Origin of the sequence: Streptomyces sp. NPDC041068, assembly GCF_040647455.1 — a bacterium.
Taxonomy (GTDB): Bacteria; Actinomycetota; Actinomycetes; order Streptomycetales; family Streptomycetaceae; genus Streptomyces.
Genome location: NZ_JBEZCG010000024.1, coordinates 13,574 through 33,773 on the forward strand (window position 1 = coordinate 13,574; position 20,200 = coordinate 33,773).

The following is a 20,200-nucleotide window of genomic DNA, read 5'->3' on the forward strand; positions in this document are numbered from 1 at the left end:
TCAGTAGGACTTGGGCAGGCCCAGCGTCTGGTGCGAGACGTAGTTGAGGATCATCTCCCGGCTCACCGGGGCGATCCGCGCCACCCGCGACGCCACGATCAGCGAGGCGAGGCCGAACTCCGTGGTCAGGCCGTTGCCGCCGAGGGTGTGCACGGACTGGTCGACGGCCTTCACACAGGCGTCGGCGGCGGCGAGCTTGGCCATGTTGGCGGCCTCGCCCGCGCCCACGTCGTCGCCCTCGTCGTAGAGCCGGGCGGCCTTCTGCATCATCAGGCGGGCCAGTTCGAGCTCGACGTGCGACTGGGCCAGCGGATGCGCGATGGCCTGGTGGGCGCCGATCGGGGACTTCCACACGCTGCGTTCCTTGGCGTACTCGACGGCGCAGGAGAGCGCGTACCTGCCCATGCCGATCGCGAACGCGGCCGTCATGATGCGCTCGGGGTTGAGGCCCGCGAAGAGCTGGAGCAGACCCGCGTCCTCGTCGCCGACGAGCGCCTCGGCAGGCAGCCGTACGTCGTCGAGTACGAGCTCGAACTGCTTCTCCGCGGCGCGGAGTTCCATGGGGATCTGCCGCCGCTCGAAGCCGGGGGCGTCGCGCGGGACGATGAACAGGCACGGCTTGAGGTTGCCGGTGCGCGCGTCGGACGTGCGGCCCACGATGAGTGTGGCGTCGGCGATGTCGACGCCGGAGATGAAGACCTTGCGGCCGGTGAGCAGCCAGTCCCCGGAGTCCGGGTCGCGGCGTGCGGTGGTGGTGATGCGGTGGGAGTTGGAGCCCGCGTCCGGCTCGGTGATGCCGAAGGCCATGGTGCGGGAGCCGTCGGCGAGACCCGGCAGCCACTGCCGCTTCTGCTCGTCGGTGCCGAAGCGTGCGATGACCGTGCCGCAGATCGCGGGCGAGACGACCATCATCAGGAGGGGGCAGCCCGCCGCACCCAACTCCTCCAGGACGATGGAGAGTTCGGCTATGCCGCCGCCTCCCCCGCCGTACTCCTCGGGCAGGTTCACGCCCAGGTAGCCGAGTTTCGCGGCGTCCGCCCACAGCTCGTCGGGGTGGCCGCCGCTCTCGGCGACGCGGGCGAGGTAGTCGCGGCCGTACCGCTTGCCGAGTGCGGCGACGGCGGCGCGCAGTGCCTGGTGCTCTTCGGTTTCGAGGACGGTGCTGCGAGCGGTGCTGCGTACGGTGCTCATGCGGGCTGTTCCTCCTGTGCGACCTGTACGGAGTCCTGGGCGACGTCGACGACCGCGAGCAGCGCACCGACCTCGACCTGGCGGCCCGGCACGGCGTGCAGGGCGGTGAGCGTGCCGGAGGCGGGAGCACAGATGCGGTGCTCCATCTTCATGGCCTCCAGCCAGACCAGGGGCTGCCCGGCGGTGACCGGCGCCCCCTCGGTGAGCCCCTCGGCGACGCGCACGACGGTGCCGGGCATCGGGGCGAGCAGCGAGCCGGGGTCCTGGCGGGTGGTGGGCTCGGGGAGCAGGGGCAGCGGGGTGAGCGCGGTGTCCGACCCGGAGGTCGTGACGTGCACGCGGTCGTCGCCGTACCGCGTGACCGTGAACTTCCGCTGGACTCCGTCGACTTCCAGTACGACGAGACCCGGCCCCGCGCTGATCACGCCGACGCCCTCGGCGCTCAGGCCGTCCCGCCCGTGGTCGTAGCGGACCTCGTGCTCGGTGCCGTCGGGCTCGCTGCGGTAGCGCTTGAGGTGGGCCTGCGAGCGCAGGTTGCGCCAGCCGCCGAACCGGGAGCGACCCTGCGCGTCGGCGAGCGCGGCGGCCAGCGGGGCGAGCGGGTCGGGGGCGGAGGCCGCGAGGTCAGGGGCGTGCCGGTCGTAGAAACCCGTGTCCATGCGGGCGCCAGTGAACTCCGGGTGGCGCAGGGAGCGTACGAGCAGCTCGCGGTTGGTGACCGGGCCGTGGACCGCGGCGCGCTCCAGGGCGCCCGCGAGCTTGCGCAGGGCCTCGGCGCGGGTGGGCGCGTGCGCGACGACCTTGGCGAGCATCGCGTCGTAGTGCACGCCGATGGTGTCGCCCGCCGCGTAGCCGCTGTCGAGGCGCACGCTGCCAGGTACGTCGATGCGGTGCAGGGTGCCGGTCTGCGGGGCCCAGTCGGCCGCCGGGTCCTCGGCGTACAGGCGGGCCTCGACGGCGTGCCCGCAGGCAGCCGGCGGCTCGCCCTCCAGCGCCTCGCCCTCGGCGACACGGATCTGCAGGGCCACGAGGTCGAGGCCGAAGACCGCCTCGGTGACGGGGTGTTCGACCTGGAGGCGGGTATTCATCTCCAGGAAGTGCGCGCGCCCTTCGGCGACCAGGAACTCGACGGTGCCCGCGCCGCGGTAGTCGGTGACGCGGGCGGCCCGCACCGCCTGCGCGTGCAGTTCGGCCACGAGGTCCGGGGGGAGCCCCGGCGCCGGGGACTCCTCGATGACCTTCTGGTGGCGGCGCTGGAGGGTGCAGTCGCGGGTGCCGAGCGGCCACACGGTGCCGTGCGCGTCGGCCATGATCTGCACCTCGACGTGGCGCCCGCCCTCGACGAACGGCTCGACGAACACCTCGCCGTCACCGAAGGCACTGGCGGCCTCGGCCCGCGCCGCCGCCAACTCGTCCTCCAGGACGGCCAGTTCCCGTACGACACGCATGCCGCGTCCGCCGCCGCCCGCCGCCGCCTTCACCAGGACGGGCAGGTCGGCCTCGGTGACCTCGCCGAGCGACTCGATGCCCATCAGCTCCTTGGCGCGCGTCTTGGACGCCATCGCCTCGATCGCCTCGGGCGGCGGGCCGATCCAGCCGAGGCCCGCGTCCAGGACGGCGCGCGCGAAGCCCGCGTTCTCGGAGAGGAAGCCGTAGCCGGGGTGGATCGCGTCGGCGCCCGCGGCCTGCGCGGCCTTCACGACGAGGTCGCCGCGCAGATACGTCTCGGAGGGCGCCGAGCCGGGCAGCCGTACCGCCGTGTCGGCCTCGCGCACGTGCAGGGCGTTCGCGTCGGCGTCGGAGTACACGGCGACGGTGGCGATGCCGAGCTCGCGGCAGGTGCGGAAGACCCGGCAGGCGATCTCGCCCCGGTTGGCCACCAACAGGGAAGTAATCATGGAGAGTTCCTCAGCACAGTGGTCATGGCGGTCATATGGCGGTCACGGGGGTCACATCCGGAAGACGCCGAAGCCGCCGCGCGCGCCCTGGTAGGGGGCCGTGTGGATCGCGGACAGGCACAGGCCGAGGACGGTGCGGGTGTCGCGCGGGTCGATGACGCCGTCGTCGTAGAGCCGCCCCGACAGGAACATCGGCAGGGACTCGGACTCAATCTGCTGCTCCACCATGGCGCGAAGACCGGCGTCCGCCTCGTCGTCGTACGGCTGGCCCTTGGCCTGCGCGGAGGCGCGCGCCACGATCGACAGGACACCCGCGAGCTGCTGCGAACCCATGACCGCGGACTTGGCGCTCGGCCAGGCGAAGAGGAAGCGGGGGTCGTAGGCGCGCCCGCACATGCCGTAGTGCCCGGCGCCGTACGAGGCGCCCATGAGTACGGACAGGTGCGGAACCTTCGAGTTCGACACCGCATTGATCATCATCGCGCCGTGCTTGATGATGCCGCCCTGCTCGTACTCCTTGCCGACCATGTAGCCGGTGGTGTTGTGCAGGAAGAGGAGAGGGATGTCGCGCTGGTTCGCCAACTGGATGAACTGCGCGGCCTTTTGGGACTCCTCGCTGAAGAGCACGCCCTGGGCGTTGGCGAGGATGCCGACGGGATAGCCGTGCAGGGCGGCCCAGCCGGTGACCAGTGAACTCCCGTACAGCGGCTTGAACTCGTCGAAGTCGGAGCCGTCGACGATGCGGGCGATCACCTCGCGCGGGTCGAACGGCTTCTTCAGGTCGCCGGGGACGATGCCGAGCAGCTCGTCCTCGTCGTACTTGGGCGGCACGACCGACAGCGGGTCCGGATCGGCGTACTCCTTGCGCCAGTTGAGGCGGGAGACGACGCGGCGGGCCTGGCGGAGCGCGTCGTGCTCGTCCTCGGCGAGGTAGTCGGCGAGGCCGGAGGTGCGGGCGTGCATCTCGGCGCCGCCCAGCGACTCGTCGTCGCTCTCCTCGCCGGTCGCCATCTTCACCAGGGGCGGCCCGCCGAGGAAGACCTTCGCGCGCTCCTTGACCATGATCACGTGGTCGCTCATGCCGGGCACGTAGGCGCCGCCGGCGGTCGAGTTCCCGAAGACCACCGCGACCGTCGGAATCCCCGCGGCCGAGGACTGCGTGAGGTGCTTGAACAGGGCGCCGCCCGGGATGAAGATCTCCTTCTGCGAGGGCAGGTCGGCGCCGCCGGACTCCACGAGGTGGATCGAGGGAAGCCGGTTCGCGTGCCCGATCTCGTGCGCGCGGAAGGCCTTCTTCAGCGTCCAGGGGTTGGAGGCGCCGCCGCGCACCGTCGGGTCGTTGGCGGTGATCAGGCACTCCACGCCCTCGACGACGCCGATGCCGGTGACCATGGAGGCGCCGACGGGATAGTCGCTGCCCCAGGCGGCCAGCGGCGACAGCTCCAGGAAGGGCGTGTCCGGGTCCAGGAGCAGCTCGATGCGTTCGCGGGCGAGCAGCTTCCCGCGCTTGCGGTGCCGTTGGACGTACTTCTCACCGCCGCCTTCGAGGGCCTTGGCCTGCTCGGCGTCGAGCTCGGCGAGCTTGGCCAGCATGGCCTCGCGGTGCTCGGCGTACTCGGCGCTCTCCGGGTCGAGCGCGGAGGCGAGGACGGTCACAGCAGTACCTCCGGTATGTCCAGGTGGCGGGCGCGCAGCCACTCACCGAGGCCCTTGGCCTGCGGGTCGAAGCGGGCCTGTGCGGCCACGCCCTCGCCGAGCAGCCCCTCGACGACGAAGTTCAGGGCGCGCAGATTCGGCAGGTCATGACGTACGACGTTCAACTCGGCGGTCTCAGGAAGCAGTTCACGCAGGCGCTCGACGGTCAGCTCATGGGCGAGCCACCGCCAGGCGTCGTCGGTGCGCACCCATACGCCGATGTTCGCGTCGCCGCCCTTGTCCCCGCTGCGGGCTCCGGCGACGAGGCCGAGGGGGGCGCGGCGGGTGGGGCCGGGCGGCAGGGGCGCGGGCAGCGGCGGGGCTGCCAGGTCTTCGAGTACGCGGGTGTCGGCGCCGGAGGGGACGGGGCGCCGCTCCCCGTCGGGCAGCACGGCCACGTGCGCGACGTCCGCCCGGTCCACGCAGGCGGCTTCGAAGACCCCGTACGGCGCGCCCTTGCCGGGCGGTGCCGTCACGTGGAAGCCGGGACAACTGCCGAGGGCGAGCTCGATCGCGGCGCCGCTCAGGGCGCGGCCGACCGCGTCGGCGTCGGCATCGCGCACGACGAGGCGGAGCAGGGCGCTGGCGGTCTCCTCGGTGGCGGCGTCCGCGTGGTCGGTGCGGGCGAGATCCCAACGCACCTCGGCGGGGCGTGACTTGGCGCGGTCGAGGGCGTCCTCCAGCTGGGCGCGGACGAGGGCGGCCTTGGCGTCGATGTCGAGGCCGGTGAGCACGAAGACGACTTCGTTGCGGAAGCCGCCGAGGCGGACCCGGCCCACCTTGAGCGCCGGGGGCGGTGCCTCACCGCGCACACCGTCGATCCGTACGCGGTCGGGTCCCTCCTGGGTGAGGGCGACCGTGTCGAGCCGGGCGGTCACGTCGGGGCCCGCGTACCGGGCGCCCTGCGTCTCGTAGAGGAGCTGCGCGGTGACCGTGCCGACGTCGACGAGGCCGCCGGTGCCGGGGTGTTTGGTGATGACTGCGGACCCGTCGTGATGGATCTCGGCGAGCGGAAACCCGGGCCGACGCAGGGCAGTCGAGAAGTCGCCGCGCTCGGCAAAGAAGGCGTAGTTCCCACCGGTCGCCTGGGTGCCGCACTCCAGGACGTGCCCGGCGACGACGGCGCCCGCGAGCCTGTCGTACGCCTGGGGGCCCCACCCGAAGTGGGCGGCGGCGGGCCCGGTGACCAGGGCGGCGTCGGTCACGCGCCCGGTCACGACGACGTCGGCCCCCGCCTCCAGGCATGCGGCGATGCCGGCGCCGCCGAGGTAGGCGTTGGCGGTGAGGGCGCCGGGGAAGCGGCTGCCGAGGTCGTCGCCCTCGACGTGCGCGACCCGCACACCGAGCCCGAGCCGCCCCGCCAACTCCCTCACGGCGTCGGCGAGTCCGGCGGGGTTGAGCCCGCCCGCGTTGGCGACGATGCGCACGCCGCGTTCCTGGGCGGTCCCGAGGCACTCCTCCAACTGCCGCAGAAAGGTCTTGGCGTACCCGCGCGCGGGGTCCTTGAGGCGGTCGCGGCCGAGGATGAGCATGGTGAGCTCGGCGAGGTAGTCCCCGGTGAGAACGTCGAGGGGGCCGCCGGTGAGCATCTCGCGCATGGCGTCGAAGCGGTCCCCGTAGAAACCGGAGGCGTTGCCGATGCGCAGGGGCGACGGCGTCACCGGCCGCCTCCCTCGGGGGCGCGCCCCGCGCCCGGCGGGCCCGCGAAGGCCTGGGCGATGTCCAGCCAGCGGTCGGCGTCGGGGCCCTCGGCGCGCACCGCGAGGTCGGCGCGGTGGGCGCGGCGCGTGACGAGCAGGCAGAAGTCGAGGCCGGGCCCGGTCACGCGCTGGGCGGCGTCCTCGGGTCCGTACGCCCAGACCTCCCCCGTCACGGGCGAGGTGAGCTCGACGCGGAACTCCTCGTCGGGCGCGCCCAACCCCCGCACGGCGAAGGCGAAGTCACGCGCCCGCACCCCGATCCGCGCCACGTGCCGCAGCCGGTCGGTGGGGGCCCGTGTCACGCCGAGCGCGTCCGCCACGTCCTGGCCGTGCGCCCAGGTCTCCATGAGCCGCGCGGTCGCCATGGAGGGCACGGCCATGGGCGGCCCGTACCAGGGCAGGCGGGTGCCCGCGGGGGCCTCGGCCAGGGTCTGCCAGAGCTGTGCGCGCCCGTCCCGCCAGCGGGCGAGCAGCTCGGCGGGCGGCAGCGCGGCACCGTCCTCCGCGCCCTCGTCCACGAACGTGTCGGGGGCCGCGGCCGCCTTCTCGACCTCGACGGCGAAGGCCGCCGGGTCGGTGGCCGCGAGCAGCGCGGCCCGGTCGGTCCAGGCGAGATGGGCGATCTGGTGGGCGATCGTCCAGCCCGGCGCGGGCGTCGCGAGGGACCACCGCTCCCGGCTCAACTCCCCTACGAGACGGTCGAGTTCCTCGCTCTCGCTGCGCAGGTCGTCGAGCACGGACAGGGCATCGGACACGGAACGCTCCCCTCGGGGCAGGGCGGTGTGCCTGGGAGCATGGCAGCGCGCACAGAAACAAGCAAGCGTGCTTGCATTACTTTTCGCCGCCTGCGCGCGGGGCTTCGGGGCCTACCCGGCAGCCGACCCCGCGCCCGGCTCGCCGCCCGGCTCGCCGCCCGGCTTCGCGCCCGTGTCCGCGGCCTTCGCCTTCCCCCGCCCCACCTGCGTCCGCACCGCGCCCATGCTCGCCGCGATGACCAGGGCGATGGCCAAGGCCTCTGCCGCGGACAGGGCCTGGCTGAGGACGAGGAAGCCCGCGATGGACGCGATGGCCGGTTCCAGGCTCATCAGGATGGCGAAGGTGTGCGCCGGCAGCCGCCGCAGCGCGAGGAGTTCGAGGGTGTACGGGAGCACGGACGACATCACCGCCACGGCCGCGCCCAGCGCCACCGTGCCCGGCTGGACCAGCTTCGAGCCGGCGTCGACGATCCCGAGCGGCAGGAAGAGCACCGCGGCGACCACCATCGCGAGGGCCAGCCCGTCGGCCTGCGGGAAGCGCCGCCCGGTGCGGGCGCTGAAGACGATGTACGCCGCCCACATCGCACCGGCGCCGAGGGCGTAGGCGATGCCGACCGGGTCGAGGCCGTCGAGGCCGCCCCCGCCGCCGAGCAGGAAGACGCCGCCGAGCGCGAGCGCCGCCCAGATCACGTTCACCGCGCGGCGGGACGCGATGACGGAGAGCGCGAGCGGGCCGAGGACTTCGAGGGTGACGGCCGGACCCATGGGGATGCGGTCCAGGGACTGGTAGAACAGCCCGTTCATCCCGGCCATGGCCACACCGAAGGCGACGACCGTGCCCCAGTCGGCACGCGAATGCCCCCGCACCTTCGGCCGGCACACGACGCACAGCACGAGCGCGGCGAAGAAGAGCCGCAGCGCCACGATGCCGACCGGGCCGACCCGCGGCATCACGGTCACCGCGACCGCACCGCCGAACTGTACGGAGATCCCGCCCGCGAGGACGAGCCCGACGGGACCGAGGGCGCCGATGCGACCACGCAGACCACGCAGGCCATGCAGACCATGCAGGCCACGGAGTCCACCGACAGCCGCGGCCCCCTCCGAAGCCGCCTCGGCGGCAGGCGTGAGGGCCGCCTCCGGAGCCGCCGTCGATGTGGCCTGATCGCTGCGCGTGACATTCACGGACGAGCCTTCCCTGGTGCGTTTCCCGACTGCCCGGAGTCCAGCGTCCTGGACTTCACCGTCCAAGGTAGTGCACCAGGACAGGATTGTGGACCCTCTTTGGTCCTGTCCTCGGTCACGAACCATCGCCCAGCGGCGCGCTACCTCACGCGGCCGTACATGTTCGGGTTGTACGAGCTGAAGGACGAGATCCGGACACTCCTGCCGGGCCGCGGGGCCTCCAGGTACTGGCTGCCGCCCAGGTAGATCGCCACGTGGTGGATGCCGGACGAGCTGCCGTTGCTGCTCCAGAACACCAGGTCACCGCGGCGCAGCTGGCCGCGTGAGATCGGCTGCGTGGCGCGGTACTGCGCGTCGGCGACGCGCGGCAGGCCGATGCCCGCCTGCCGGTACGCCGCCATCACCAGGCCCGAGCAGTCCCAGCCGTGCGGTCCGTTGCCGCCCCACACATAGGGGTCGCCGAGGTGCGCCATCGCGTACTGGATGGCGGCCTCGGTGCCGTGCCTGCGGGGCATGCCGGAACCCGCCCCCGTGCCCGAACCCGTCCCCGACCCCGTGCCGGAGCGGCCCGCATACCGCTCGTACTTGTCCTTGTGGCTGGTCCAGTACCAGTGCCCCGCCTTCTGGTACCAGTACACGCGGTCGGTGGCGTCCCAGCCCCCACGGCCGCGGAAGGTGGGCTCACCGGACGGGGCCCGGCGTCCGGTGGCGGCCGCGGCCTTCCCCGGCGAGGTCGCGGCCCCCTTCCCGGACCGCGCCACGTACTTGTCGTGGTGCGACGTCCACCGCCACCAGCCGGTGGCGTCCTTGTACCAGTACTTGGAGCCGTCCCAGCCCGCACGGCTCGGCGCGGGCTCGGCCGACGCGGTCCCGGCCGCCGTGCCCACCAGCACGGCCGCGCCGACGGCGGCGACCACGGCACCGCGCACGGTGCCGCACCGCCGCCGCTCCCCGTCGGCCGCGGCCAGAGCCGCCGCGCAGTGTCCGCAGGCGCAATCGGCGGGTATCTCTTCGGTGAATCGGGGTGTCTGCACGTGGGGACCTCTCGTTCCGTACGGCTCAGTGGGTGTCCACGGCGTTCCCCCGCGCCGTGTAGAAGGCCACCGTCAAGTCCTTGACCAGGGCCTTCCGTTCGTAGTCGTCGAGTGTGACGAGCCCTCGTTCGGTGAGCCTGCGGACGGTGTCGTCCACGGCGTCGAGCACCGACGTCAGCACGCTGTCCCGGTGCTTGGCGTCGATGGCGGCGATCTGGCGGCGCTGCATCGCGGCCGCCACCTCCGGCGCGTACTCCACGCGCGTGGGCCTCGCCGAGAAGACCTCGACGCCGACGGCCCTGCACTCCGCGGCGAGCGTCCTGGTCAGGGCGTCGCCCACGGCCTCGGCGTCCCGCAGGGTCGGGGCGTCGTCGGCGGGCTCGCGGAAGGAGTCGGCGGGCAGCCGCGAGACCACGCGCGCGGTCACCGCCTCCACCTGCTCCCTCAGATACGCGATGTGGTCGTCGACCGTGAACAGCGCGCGTGCCGCGTCCTTGACCTGCCACACCACCAGGACGACCACCCGCAGCTCGACGCCCTGCGCGTCGACGACGGACATCGGTTCGCTGCGCCAGTGCCGCAGCCGCACGTCCACGCGCCTGCGCAGCATCAACGGGCTGATCCATACGAGGCCGGTGCGCCGCACACTGCCCCGGTACCGCCCGAACAGCGACAGGGTCCACGCGCTGCCGACCCGCCCGCGGGTGAGCCCGCCGAGCGCGAAGAGGGTGACGACCCCGCAGCCGCCGACGGCCGCCCACCGCCAGGCGTCGAGCCCGTGGTCAGGCCGCTCGGGCAGGCGCAGGAACTCCGTGATCCGCTCGGGCAGCAGGCCGCCGGACCAGACGAGGCAGGCGGCGCCCGCGAGGGAGAGCAGCGCCACGAGCAGGGCCCACCAGCCGGAGCACGCGGGGCCGCGCCGCTCGACGAGGTCGCGGTCGGGTCGGGGCGGGGAGAGCGGTTGCCGCCTGCCCTCGACGGACGCCGCCGCTTCCCGCGGCTTCTCGGCGCGGTTCTGCGGCACCTCGGCTCGCTCCGGCCGCTTCGGCGCTCCCGGCCGCTTCAGTGCCCCCGGCCGCTTCAGCCCTCCCGAAGGCTCCGCCGACTCCGACGGCTCCGACGGCTCCGGCAGTTCCGCCGTGTCGCCCCGGAACAGCAGGTCCATCGGTATGGAGTCGTGGCGGTTGCGTACGACGAGTTCGCGGATCGCGCCGCCGTCACCCGACTTGACCGGCTTCCCGAGCCCTTCGGGCTCCTGCGGCGCTGCGGGTTCCTTCGGCTCTTCCGGCACGGGCACAACCAGACTTCTCGCGGGCGTACGTCAACTGACGCCTCGACAGATGATCATGAACCATCCCGATCCTGCCGGAACCGGACAGCGGAACCCACCCGCAAAGGTCCCTTCCGGACGGGACTTTCGTCCCGCTCCGGGCAACGGAACGGGCCGCCCGCACCCCGGGGCCAGGGGTGCGAGCGGCCCGAATCCGCTGGCTAGCGGCCGACCTTCGCGCCCTGCAGGGCGTTGGTCTTGCTGGCGAGGTCGTTCTTCGTGGCCAGCTTGTCCGCGGCCTTCGCGACCGCGTCGGCGATCACCTTGATGTTGATGTCCTTGAGCGGGTTCTTGACCTCGTTCTTGGACACGGTGTTCGAGTCCACAAGCTGGTTGTCCTCGCTCGGCGACGGAGCGGCGAGGGCGGGCGAGGCAACCCCGAGCGCCAGCGCGACTCCGACGACACCCGCAGCAGCCTTGGCCATCTTCATGCTTGGTCAGTCCTTCCGACAGCGTGCTCCGCAGGGTGCGACGGTCACGCCCCGGAGTGCCGCTCCGGCACTCGCATCACGCTGTCGACATCCGCAACGGCCCAGCTCGGCAGAGGTGTTGGGGCTTCACCTCTTCGGCCCAGGAAGCTCCTCCGCAAGGACCTCTGCCAGGTGCCTTCCCCGCACCCCCGCCAACTGCCCCAACTGGGTGCGGCAGGAGAACCCGTCGGCGAGGACCACGGCGCCCTCCGCGGCGTCGCGCACCGCGGGCAGCAGCTGCTCCTCGGCGCAGGCGGCCGACACGTCGTAGTGGCCCTGCTCGAAGCCGAAGTTGCCGGCGAGCCCGCAGCAGCCGCCGCTCAACTCGCCGCCGAGTCCGGCGCTCTCGCGCAGCCGCCGCTCCGCCGCGTCGCCGAGAACCGCGTGCTGGTGGCAGTGGGTCTGGCCGACCGCGGGCCGGTCGACGCGCGGCGGCCGCCACTGCGGGGCCAGCTCCTCCAGGGCCTGGGCGAAGGTGCGGACGGCCGCGGCGAGGCGGTGGGCACGCGGGTCGTCGCCGAGCAGCTCGACGAGGTCGGTCTTGAGCGCGGCGGCGCAGCTCGGCTCCAGGACGACGACCGGCACCCCGGCGTCCAGGAGCGGCCCCAGACGGTCCAGGGTGGCGCGCAGGACGGCGCGGGCGCGGTCGAGCTGGCCCGTGGAGACGTACGTCAGGCCGCAGCACACGCCTCGCGGCGGCAGCCCGACCGTGAGCCCCGCGTCCTCCAGGACCCGCACCGCGGCCCGCCCCACCGACGGCGAGAGGTGGTCGGTGAAGGTGTCGGGCCAGAGCGCGACGTCGGGGCGGGCGCCGGTCCGCGGCCTGCCGCGCCACCACTGCCGCAGCGTCCGCGGCGCGACCTCCGGGACCGCACGCTCCGGCGCGATCCCGCCGAGCCGCTTGCCGAGCGCCGCCAACGGGCCCACGCGGGCAAGAGTGTTGACGAGCCGGGCCGTGCGGGTCGCCGCGACGGCCCGCAGCCAGCGCGGCAGCCACCCCATCGTGTAGTGGGCGGCGGGCCTGCGGCGTCCCTCGTAGTGGTGGTGGAGGAACTCCGCTTTGTACGTGGCCATGTCGACGCCGACCGGGCAGTCCGAGCGGCAGCCCTTGCAGGACAGGCAGAGGTCGAGGGCGTCCTTGACCTCCGTCGAGCGCCAGCCGTCGGTCACGACCTCGCCCGCGAGCATCTCGTGCAGGAGCCGGGCGCGGCCGCGCGTGGAGTGCTCCTCCTCACCCGTGACGCGGTAGGAGGGGCACATCACCCCGGTGGGTGAAGTCGTCGTCGATGTGCGGCACTTGGCGACCCCGACGCAGCGCCTGACCGCCGCCGAGAAGTCACCGCCGTCGTGCGGGTAGCCGAAGGCGACGTCCACCGGCTCGCGCGGCAGCGGGTCGAAGCGCAGGTCGGCGTCGAGGGGCGCGGGGCGCACCAGCATGCCCGGGTTGAGCAGGCCCGCCGGGTCCCAGACGTCCTTCACGCGCTCGAAGAGGCGGACGAGCTCGGGTCCGTACATCTTCGGCAGGAGCTCGGCGCGGGCCTGTCCGTCGCCGTGCTCGCCGGAGAGCGATCCGCCGTGCGCGACCACGAGTTCGGCGATGTCCTCGGAGAACCTGCGGAAGCCGGCGACGCCTTCGCGGCTGAGCAGGTCGAAGTCGATGCGTACGTGGATGCAGCCGTCCCCGAAGTGTCCGTACGGGGTGCCGCGCAGGCCGTGTTCGCCGAGCAGCTTCCTGAAGTCCCGCAGGTAGTCCCCGAGTCGGGCGGGCGGCACCGCGCAGTCCTCCCAGCCGGGCCAGGCCTCTCCCCCAAGCCCTCGGCTTCGCTCGGACAGGGAGGTGCCTCCCTCGTCGGGCATGCGGGTGGCGGTGCCGCTCGCGTCCTCGCGCACCCGCCACAGGGCCCGCTGTCCCGCCGGGTCGTCGACGACCACCGCGTCCGTCACGTCGGCCGCCCGCACGATCGCCTCGGCACGCGCGCGGGCCTCGGCCGGGCTCGCGCCGCCGGTCTCCACGAAGAGCCAGGCGCCGCCCCTGGGCAGCCCTCCGGCGTCACGCACCAGGTCGGCGGCCATGCCCTCGACCGTCAGCGGGCCGTGCGGAAGGAGGCCCGCGGCGGCCTGCGCGGCGGCGCTCTCATCCACGTACCCGAGGACGGCGAGCGCCCGTGCGCGGGGCGCCTCCACCAGTCGTACGGTCGCTTCGGTGACGACGCCGAGCGTGCCCTCCGAGCCGCAGAAGGCGCGGGCCAGGTCGACGCCGCGCTCCGGGAGCAGCGCGTCCAGGGCGTAGCCGGAGATGCGGCGCGGCAGGTCGGGGTAGCCGGTGCGCAGGAGCGCCAAGTGTCCGTCCACCAGCGGGCGCAGTCCTTCGGGGGCGCCGTCCCAGCCCCGGCCGATGCGGAGGGTGTCGCCCCGGCCGCCGACGACCGACAGATGACGGATGTTGTCCGCCGTCGTCCCCCACGCCACCGAGTGCGAGCCGCACGAGTTGTTGCCGATCATGCCGCCGAGCGTGCAGCGGCTGTGGGTGGAGGGGTCGGGGCCGAAGGTGAGGCCGTGCGGGGCCGCGGCGGAGCGCAGGTCGTCCAGGACGACGCCCGGCTGGACGACGGCCGTGCGCTCCTCGGGGTCCAGGGAGACGATCCGGCGCATGTGCCGGGTGAAGTCGAGGACGACGCCGATTCCCGTGGCCTGCCCGGCGATCGAGGTGCCCGCGCCGCGTGCCACGACGGGCACGCCACGCTCCCGGCAGACCGCGAGCGCCGACGCCACGTCGTCGGCGTCGCGCGGGGCGAGCACCACGTCGGGCACGCGGCGGTAGTTGGAGGCGTCCATCGTGTGCAGGGCCCGCGCGGTGACGGAGGGATCCACCTCACCGCGCACGGCGGCGCGCAGGTCGCGTACGAGGCCGCCGGAGTCGCCGTCGAGATCGCTCATACCGTCCAGCATGCATCCGCAGAGGCCCCTCCGGACCACCCCGCCCCACCCGTATTTTCACGATCCGGACGGAATGATTCCCACCTCGGTCGACAACTCTCCTATAGTGACCACGCATTGAGCAGAGAGTGTCGCTTCCGATCGAGGACCCCGATTGATGACCGCGCCAACCCCCCTAGCGCGCACCGGGACGAGTGGGGCCTCCCCTGCTCAAGCGGAGTCGAGAGCTTGGGAAAACCCCCCGCTGCGCCCGACCGCGCTCGTCCTGCTGGCCTGCGCCCTGGTCACCGCGGCGCTCACCGGAGCAGCCGTGGCCCTCGCGCCCGCCTCCGTGCGCGCCCCCTTGGCGTGGGGGTGCGGGGCCGCGTCCCTCGCGCTCAGCGCCGCCGTGGCGCTGGCCTTCCACACCCTGCGCGCCAACTCCCTGTTGCGCGAGCACGTGACGGACGCACGGCAGGACGCCGACAGGATCGCGCGGGAGCAGGCCGCACGCGCCGAGGAGTTCACCCGCGAGCGGACCGCCCTCACCGAGTACTTCGCCCGTGAGCGGACCGAGCTGACCGTGCGGGCCCGCACCGCCGAGTCCGAGCGCGCCGCCGCCCTCGCCGCGTGCGCCAACGCGGCGGGCCGCATGCAGGCCCTGGCCACCGGCATGCTCGCCGACCTGCGCGAGATGGAGGGCAGGCACGCGGACGAGGACGTCCTGACCGACCTCCTCCACCTGGACCACAGGACCGCGCAGGCGGGCCGCATCGCCGACTCCGTCGCGGTGCTCACCGGCGCACGCTCGGGCCGCCGTTGGGCCCGGCCCATCGTCATGGAGTCGATCCTGCGCGGCGCGATGGGCCGCATCGGCGGCTACCAGCGCGTGCGCGTCCACTCGGCCAGCGAGGTCGCCGTCGCGGGACACGCCGCCGAGGGCGTCATGCACGCCCTGGCCGAACTCCTCGACAACGCCGCGAACTTCTCGCCGCCCACCTCCGAGGTGCACGTCTACATCGAGGAGGTCGCGGCCGGCGTCATCATCTCCGTCGAGGACAGCGGCCTGGTGATGGGCCCCGTGCAGCAGCGCCGCGCCGAGCACGCCGTGTCCGGTGAGACCAAGGGCCTCGGCGGCCTCTCCGGCACCCGGCTCGGCCTCGCGGTGGTCGGCAGGCTGGCCCGCAAGCACGGCCTGACGGTGTCGTTCCGCCCCTCGGCACGGGGCGGCACGGGCGTGCTCCTGCTGATACCGCAGGAGCTGATCTCCCGCCCCTCGGAGACGGCTCCGCCCCAGGCGCAGGCCTTGCCGCAGCCCCAGGCACGGGCCCTGCCGCAACCCCGGACCACGCCCCCGGCCTCGACCCCGGCCCCACTCCCGGGCCCGGCCGATCTCGCGTCCGCCACCGGCACCCCGCACTCCACCCCGGACTCCACGGAGTCCCCCGCCCCGGCCCCGGCCCGACCCGCGGCCCCCGCCGACTCCGCGGCCCCCGGTGAACCCCCGCCGCCCGGAAGCTTCCCGGCCGCCGCGGCTCCGGAGAACACCCCGGACGCGGGCACCTCCCCGGCCACACCCGGGACCGTCATCCCCGAGGCCCCTCTCGACCGCGTCGACCGCGACCCCGTGCCCACGCACGAATCCCCGGCCGGCACCCCCGATGCCGCCACCCACGACGCCGCCGAGTCCGCGCCCCTCCCCAAGCGACCCCGCGGCCGCACCCTCGCCGCCGCCGAGCGTGCCCGCGCGGACAGCGACACGGGCGAGACCCGGATCCGTCCCCGCGCCGCCGCCGACACCGCGGCCCGCTTCAGCAGCTTCCGCCAGGCCGTCCGCGCCACGCCCCCGGCCTCCTCCGGCCCCGAGGCCACGGACGTCCCCGCAACTCCCCCGCACCCGGAAGGCGACACCCCCCGATGACCACCGGCACCACCCCCGGCAGCACCACCGACGACAAGCTCACCTGGCTCCTCGAAGGGCTCCTTGAGCGCACCCCCGGCGCCCGCCACGCCCTCGTGCTCTCCCGGGACGGCCTCAAGCTCTGCCGCACCCCGGAGCTCTCCGTCGACCAGGCCGACCAGCTCGCCGCGATAGCCGCCGGCATCCAGTCCCTGTCGCACGGCGCGTCCGCCGAGTTCGGCGACGGCAGCGGCGGGGTCCGCTCGGCGATGGCCGAGTTCTACGGCGGCATCCTCTTCATCGTCGAGGCGGGCGAGGGCGCGCACCTCGCGGTCATCGCCGCCGAGGACGCCGACGCGGGCCACGTCGGACACACCATGAGCGAGCTGGTCGAACAGCTCGGCGAGCACCTGCGCGCCGCGCCCCGCACGGACGGCGCCCGCACCCTGCCCGCCTCATGAGCCGCCCCGGCCGGGACGACTCCCCGGACCGCCTCTACACCCTCACCGGGGGACGCAGCCGGTCCGCGCCCGACACCCCGTTCGACCTGGTGACCCTCGTCGTCGCCGAGTCCGGCCCGGTCCCCGGCATGCAGTCCGAGCACGCCGCGATCCTGCGCCTGTGCCATCTGCCGACCGCCGTGGTGGAGATCGCCGCCGAGCTCGGCCTGCCGGTGAGCATCACGCGCATCCTGCTCTCCGACCTGCTCGACGCGGGCCGGATCAGCGCACGGCACCCGCGCGCGGCCGCCGACCGCAGCCTTCCCGACCCCGACATCCTGGAGCAGGTGCTCGTTGGACTCCGCAATCTCTGAACGTACGCAGGTATCCGACCGTACACAGGTATCCGACCGGACGCAGACAGCCGAACCTGCCTCCGGGCGCCGGGAGTTGACCGCCACCGCCGACAACGGACTGAAGATCGTCGTGGTCGGCGGCTTCGGTGTCGGCAAGACCACGCTGGTCCGCTCCGTCAGCGAGATCCGTCCCCTCAACACCGAGGAGACGATGACGCAGGCCGGCGCGGGCATCGACGAGACCGGCGGCCTCGAAGGCCTGCGCGGCAAGACCTCCACGACCGTCGCCTTCGACTTCGGCCGCATCTCGCTCGACGCCCACAACGTCCTCTACCTCTTCGGCGCCCCCGGCCAGGAGCGCTTCTGGTTCCTGTGGGACCGCCTCTTCTCCGGCACGCTCGGCGCGGTCGTCCTCGTCGACACCCGCCGCCTGGAGGACTCCTGGTACGCGATCGACCGCCTGGAGCACCACGGCACGCCGTTCATCGTGGCCCGCAACGACTTCGGCGGCCCCGCGCACACCCCCGAGCAGCTGCGCGAGGCGCTCGACCTCGACCCCGGGGTACCGCTCCTCGACTGCGACGCGCGCTCCCGCGAGTCCAGCAAGAACGTACTGATCACGCTCGTGGAACACCTCAAGTCGCTGTACGCAGAGCGGCGAGACGCCCCACAGGAGACCGCCAAGTGACCTGCCCCGTAACCGGTGCCGGCGCCGCCGCGCCCGGTCCCGTCCCGCTGTCCGGGCCGCGGTTCGCCACCGAACCCACCCGTCTTTACCGGGAGATGCGGCGCGACCACGGCCCCGTCGCGCCCGTGCTGCTCGACGGCGACATCCCTGCCTGGCTGGTGCTCGGCTACCGCGAACTGCACCAGGTCACCGGCGACCCCGTCCTGTTCAGCCGCGACTCCGAGCTGTGGAACCAGTGGCCGAACATCCCCGCCGACTGGCCGCTGCTCCCGATGATCGGCCACAAGCAGCCGTCGATCCTCTACACCGTCGGCGAGCGCCACGTCGAGCGCGCCGCGATGATCGCCCACGCCCTGGAGGCCGTCGACCCCTTCGAACTCAAGGCACACGCCGAGCGGTTCGCGGACGAGCTGATCGACCGGTTCTGCGGCAAGGGCACCACGGAGATCATCGCCGAGTACGCGATGCTTCTGCCGGTGCGCGTCCTGGCCCGCATCTACGGCTTCTCCGACGAGCGGGGCCCCGGCCTCGTCACCGCCATGAACGACATGATCGACGGGCGCGAGCGGGCGCTCGCGGGCCAGCAGCACCTCGCCTCTTCGATGTTCGCGCTGATCGCCGACAAGCACGAGAAGCCGGGCCAGGACGTCGCCTCGTACATGATCGAGGCCCAACTCCCCGAGGGCGGCACGGGCTTCACCGACGAGGAGATCGCCCAGGACCTGATGGTCATGATGGCCGCGGGCCACCAGCCGACCGCCGACTGGATCGGCAACTCGCTGCGCCTGATGCTCACCGACGACCGCTTCGCCGCCTCCCTCTTCGGCGGCAGGCACAGCGTCGCCGAGGCCATGAACGAGGTCCTGTGGGAGGACACCCCCACGCAGAACGTCGCGGGCCGCTGGGCATCGCGCGACACCCAGCTGGGCGGGCGGCGCGTCAACTCCGGCGATCTGCTCCTGCTCGGCCTCGGCGCCGCCAACGCCGACCCGCAGGTCCGCACCGACGGCTCCGCCCTGACCGGCGGCAACAGCGCCCACTTCTCCTTCGGCCACGGCGAGCACCGCTGCCCCTTCCCGGCCCAGGAAGTCGCCGAGGTCATCGCGCGGACCGGCATCGAGGTACTCCTTGACCGCCTGCCCGACCTCGACCTCGCGGTGCCCGCCGAGGCCCTGACCCGCCGCCCCTCGCCCTGGCTGCGCGGCCTGACCGACCTGCCGGTGACGTTCACCCCGACCCCGACCTCAGCGCTAGGAGACCTCAGATGAACGGCAGTTCCGACCGCATCGCCCTGGACCCGTTCGTCACCGACCTGGACGGCGAGAGCGCTCGGCTGCGCGCGGCGGGCCCGCTCGCCGAGGCGGAGCTGCCCGGCGGCGTCCCGGTCTGGGCGGTCACGCACCACGCCGAGGCCCGCCAACTCCTCACCGACAAGCGCCTGGTGAAGGACATCGAGGCCTGGGGCGCCTGGCGGCGCGGCGAGATCCCCGCCGACTGGCCGCTGATCGGCCTCGCCAACCCCGGCCGCTCGATGCTGACGGTCGACGGCGAGGAGCACCGCAGGCTGCGCTCGCTGGTCGCGCAGGCGCTCACCCCGCGCCGCGTGGAGCGCATGCGGGAGCGGGTCGCGGAGCTGACGAAGACCCTGCTCGACAAGGTCCCCACCGACTCAGAAGTGGTCGATCTGAAGGCTGAGTTCGCCTACCCGCTGCCCATGCACGTGATCAGCGATCTGATGGGCATCGACGAGGCCGACCACCCCCGTCTGAAGTTCCTCTTCGACAAGTTCTTCTCCACCCAGACGCCGGCCGACGAGGTCGTGGCGACCCTCGGCGAGCTCGCCGAGATGATGGGCAAGGTCGTCGCGGCCCGCCGCGCGGAGCCGGGCGACGACCTGACCAGCGCACTGATCCAGGCCTCCGAGAACGGCGACCACCTCACCGACGCGGAGATCCTCTCCACGCTTCAGCTGATGGTCGCGGCAGGCCACGAGACGACGATCTCCCTGATCGTCAACGCCGTCGTGAACCTCTCGGCCCACCCCGACCAGCTCGCGCTCGTCCGTTCCGGCACGGTCGGCTGGGACGCGGTGGTGGAGGAGACCCTGCGCCACTCGACCCCGAGCACGCACGTCCTGATCCGCTTCGCCACGGAGGACGTCCCGGTCGGCGACAAGGTGATCCCCAAGGGGGACGCGCTGATCGTGTCGTACGGCGCGATAGGCCGCGACGAACAGGCCCACGGCCCGACCGCGGGCGACTTCGACATCACCCGCACGTCCCCCACCCGCCACATCTCCTTCGGCCACGGCCCGCACGTGTGCCCCGGGGCGGCCCTCTCCCGCCTGGAGGCGGGCGTGGCGCTCCCGGCCCTGTACGAGCGCTTCCCGGACCTGACCTTGGCGGTCCCCCGCTCCGAACTCCGCAACAAGCCGGTGGTGACGCAGAACGATCTGTACGAGCTGCCCGTGAGGCTCCTGAAGTAGCTCATACCTGTCGCAACCCGGCCTCGCCCGGCTCCAATCCAGCCCTGCCCGACCCCAATCCAGCCCCTCCGGCGTTTGAGGAGCGGGGTCAGGGGCAGCGCCCCGCGACGTCCACGCCAAGTGACAAAGCGATCTCAGCCGCCGGACACCCCAAGAA

At 73.3% G+C, this 20,200-nt stretch carries 15 protein-coding genes and 1 pseudogene; 6 read left to right on the forward strand and 10 right to left on the reverse strand.

Annotated features, from left to right (window positions below; translation table 11 throughout):
• The 10 genes and pseudogenes from AB0B50_RS39105 to AB0B50_RS39150 all read right to left on the reverse strand — a co-directional run bounded on the left by AB0B50_RS39105 (position 1) and on the right by AB0B50_RS39150 (position 14,195).
• A complete protein-coding gene (locus AB0B50_RS39105; protein ID WP_362340969.1) occupies positions 1-1,191 on the reverse strand; it encodes an acyl-CoA dehydrogenase family protein in 1,191 nt (396 codons plus the stop codon).
• Complete coding sequence (locus AB0B50_RS39110) at positions 1,188-3,089, reverse strand: biotin carboxylase N-terminal domain-containing protein (protein WP_362340971.1); 1,902 nt, start codon at positions 3,087-3,089, stop codon at positions 1,188-1,190. Before AB0B50_RS39110 ends, AB0B50_RS39105 begins: the two co-directional genes overlap by 4 nt.
• Positions 3,090-3,140: 51 nt before the next feature.
• Positions 3,141-4,745, reverse strand: a complete 1,605-nt coding sequence (locus tag AB0B50_RS39115) for a carboxyl transferase domain-containing protein (protein WP_362340974.1) — start codon at positions 4,743-4,745, stop codon at positions 3,141-3,143.
• The gene (locus AB0B50_RS39120) at positions 4,742-6,445 is read right to left on the reverse strand and encodes an acyclic terpene utilization AtuA family protein (RefSeq protein WP_362340976.1); all 1,704 of its coding nucleotides are present in this window, start codon (positions 6,443-6,445) and stop codon (positions 4,742-4,744) included. The genes AB0B50_RS39115 and AB0B50_RS39120 overlap by 4 nt, the downstream gene beginning before the upstream one ends.
• A complete protein-coding gene (locus AB0B50_RS39125; RefSeq protein ID WP_362340979.1) occupies positions 6,442-7,239 on the reverse strand; it encodes a TIGR03084 family metal-binding protein in 798 nt (265 codons plus the stop codon). Before AB0B50_RS39125 ends, AB0B50_RS39120 begins: the two co-directional genes overlap by 4 nt.
• Before the next feature lie 111 nt (positions 7,240-7,350).
• A complete protein-coding gene (locus tag AB0B50_RS39130; RefSeq protein ID WP_362341229.1) occupies positions 7,351-8,310 on the reverse strand; it encodes an EamA family transporter in 960 nt (319 codons plus the stop codon).
• 254 nt (positions 8,311-8,564) lie between these two features.
• Positions 8,565-9,458 carry a C40 family peptidase gene (locus AB0B50_RS39135; RefSeq protein ID WP_362340981.1) on the reverse strand — a complete coding sequence of 298 codons (894 nt, stop codon included), beginning with the start codon at positions 9,456-9,458 and terminating at the stop codon, positions 8,565-8,567.
• Between the two features lie 25 nt (positions 9,459-9,483).
• A pseudogene (locus tag AB0B50_RS39140) lies at positions 9,484-10,533 on the reverse strand (SPFH domain-containing protein); the annotation flags it as partial.
• Between the two features lie 416 nt (positions 10,534-10,949).
• Complete coding sequence (locus tag AB0B50_RS39145) at positions 10,950-11,219, reverse strand: hypothetical protein (protein WP_362340984.1); 270 nt, start codon at positions 11,217-11,219, stop codon at positions 10,950-10,952.
• Positions 11,220-11,345: 126 nt separating this feature from the next.
• Entirely contained in the window at positions 11,346-14,195 is a 2,850-nt protein-coding gene (locus tag AB0B50_RS39150) for an FAD-binding and (Fe-S)-binding domain-containing protein (protein ID WP_362340987.1), read from the reverse strand.
• A 157-nt stretch (positions 14,196-14,352) separates the two neighbouring features.
• Between AB0B50_RS39150 and AB0B50_RS39155 the strand changes: the two genes are divergently transcribed.
• From AB0B50_RS39155 to AB0B50_RS39180, 6 genes are all read left to right on the forward strand, one after another.
• Entirely contained in the window at positions 14,353-16,095 is a 1,743-nt protein-coding gene (locus AB0B50_RS39155; RefSeq protein WP_362340989.1) for an ATP-binding protein, read from the forward strand.
• Positions 16,092-16,535: a roadblock/LC7 domain-containing protein gene (locus tag AB0B50_RS39160; protein WP_362340992.1), complete on the forward strand. Its 444-nt coding sequence runs from the start codon at positions 16,092-16,094 to the stop codon at positions 16,533-16,535. Before AB0B50_RS39155 ends, AB0B50_RS39160 begins: the two co-directional genes overlap by 4 nt.
• Entirely contained in the window at positions 16,532-16,888 is a 357-nt protein-coding gene (locus AB0B50_RS39165) for a DUF742 domain-containing protein (protein ID WP_362340994.1), read from the forward strand. The genes AB0B50_RS39160 and AB0B50_RS39165 overlap by 4 nt, the downstream gene beginning before the upstream one ends.
• Before the next feature lie 76 nt (positions 16,889-16,964).
• Positions 16,965-17,558 carry an ATP/GTP-binding protein gene (locus tag AB0B50_RS39170; protein ID WP_362340995.1) on the forward strand — a complete coding sequence of 198 codons (594 nt, stop codon included), beginning with the start codon at positions 16,965-16,967 and terminating at the stop codon, positions 17,556-17,558.
• Entirely contained in the window at positions 17,555-18,826 is a 1,272-nt protein-coding gene (locus AB0B50_RS39175; RefSeq protein WP_362340997.1) for a cytochrome P450, read from the forward strand. The genes AB0B50_RS39170 and AB0B50_RS39175 overlap by 4 nt, the downstream gene beginning before the upstream one ends.
• Entirely contained in the window at positions 18,823-20,043 is a 1,221-nt protein-coding gene (locus AB0B50_RS39180) for a cytochrome P450 (RefSeq protein ID WP_362341000.1), read from the forward strand. Before AB0B50_RS39175 ends, AB0B50_RS39180 begins: the two co-directional genes overlap by 4 nt.
• Positions 20,044-20,200 lie beyond the last annotated feature (157 nt).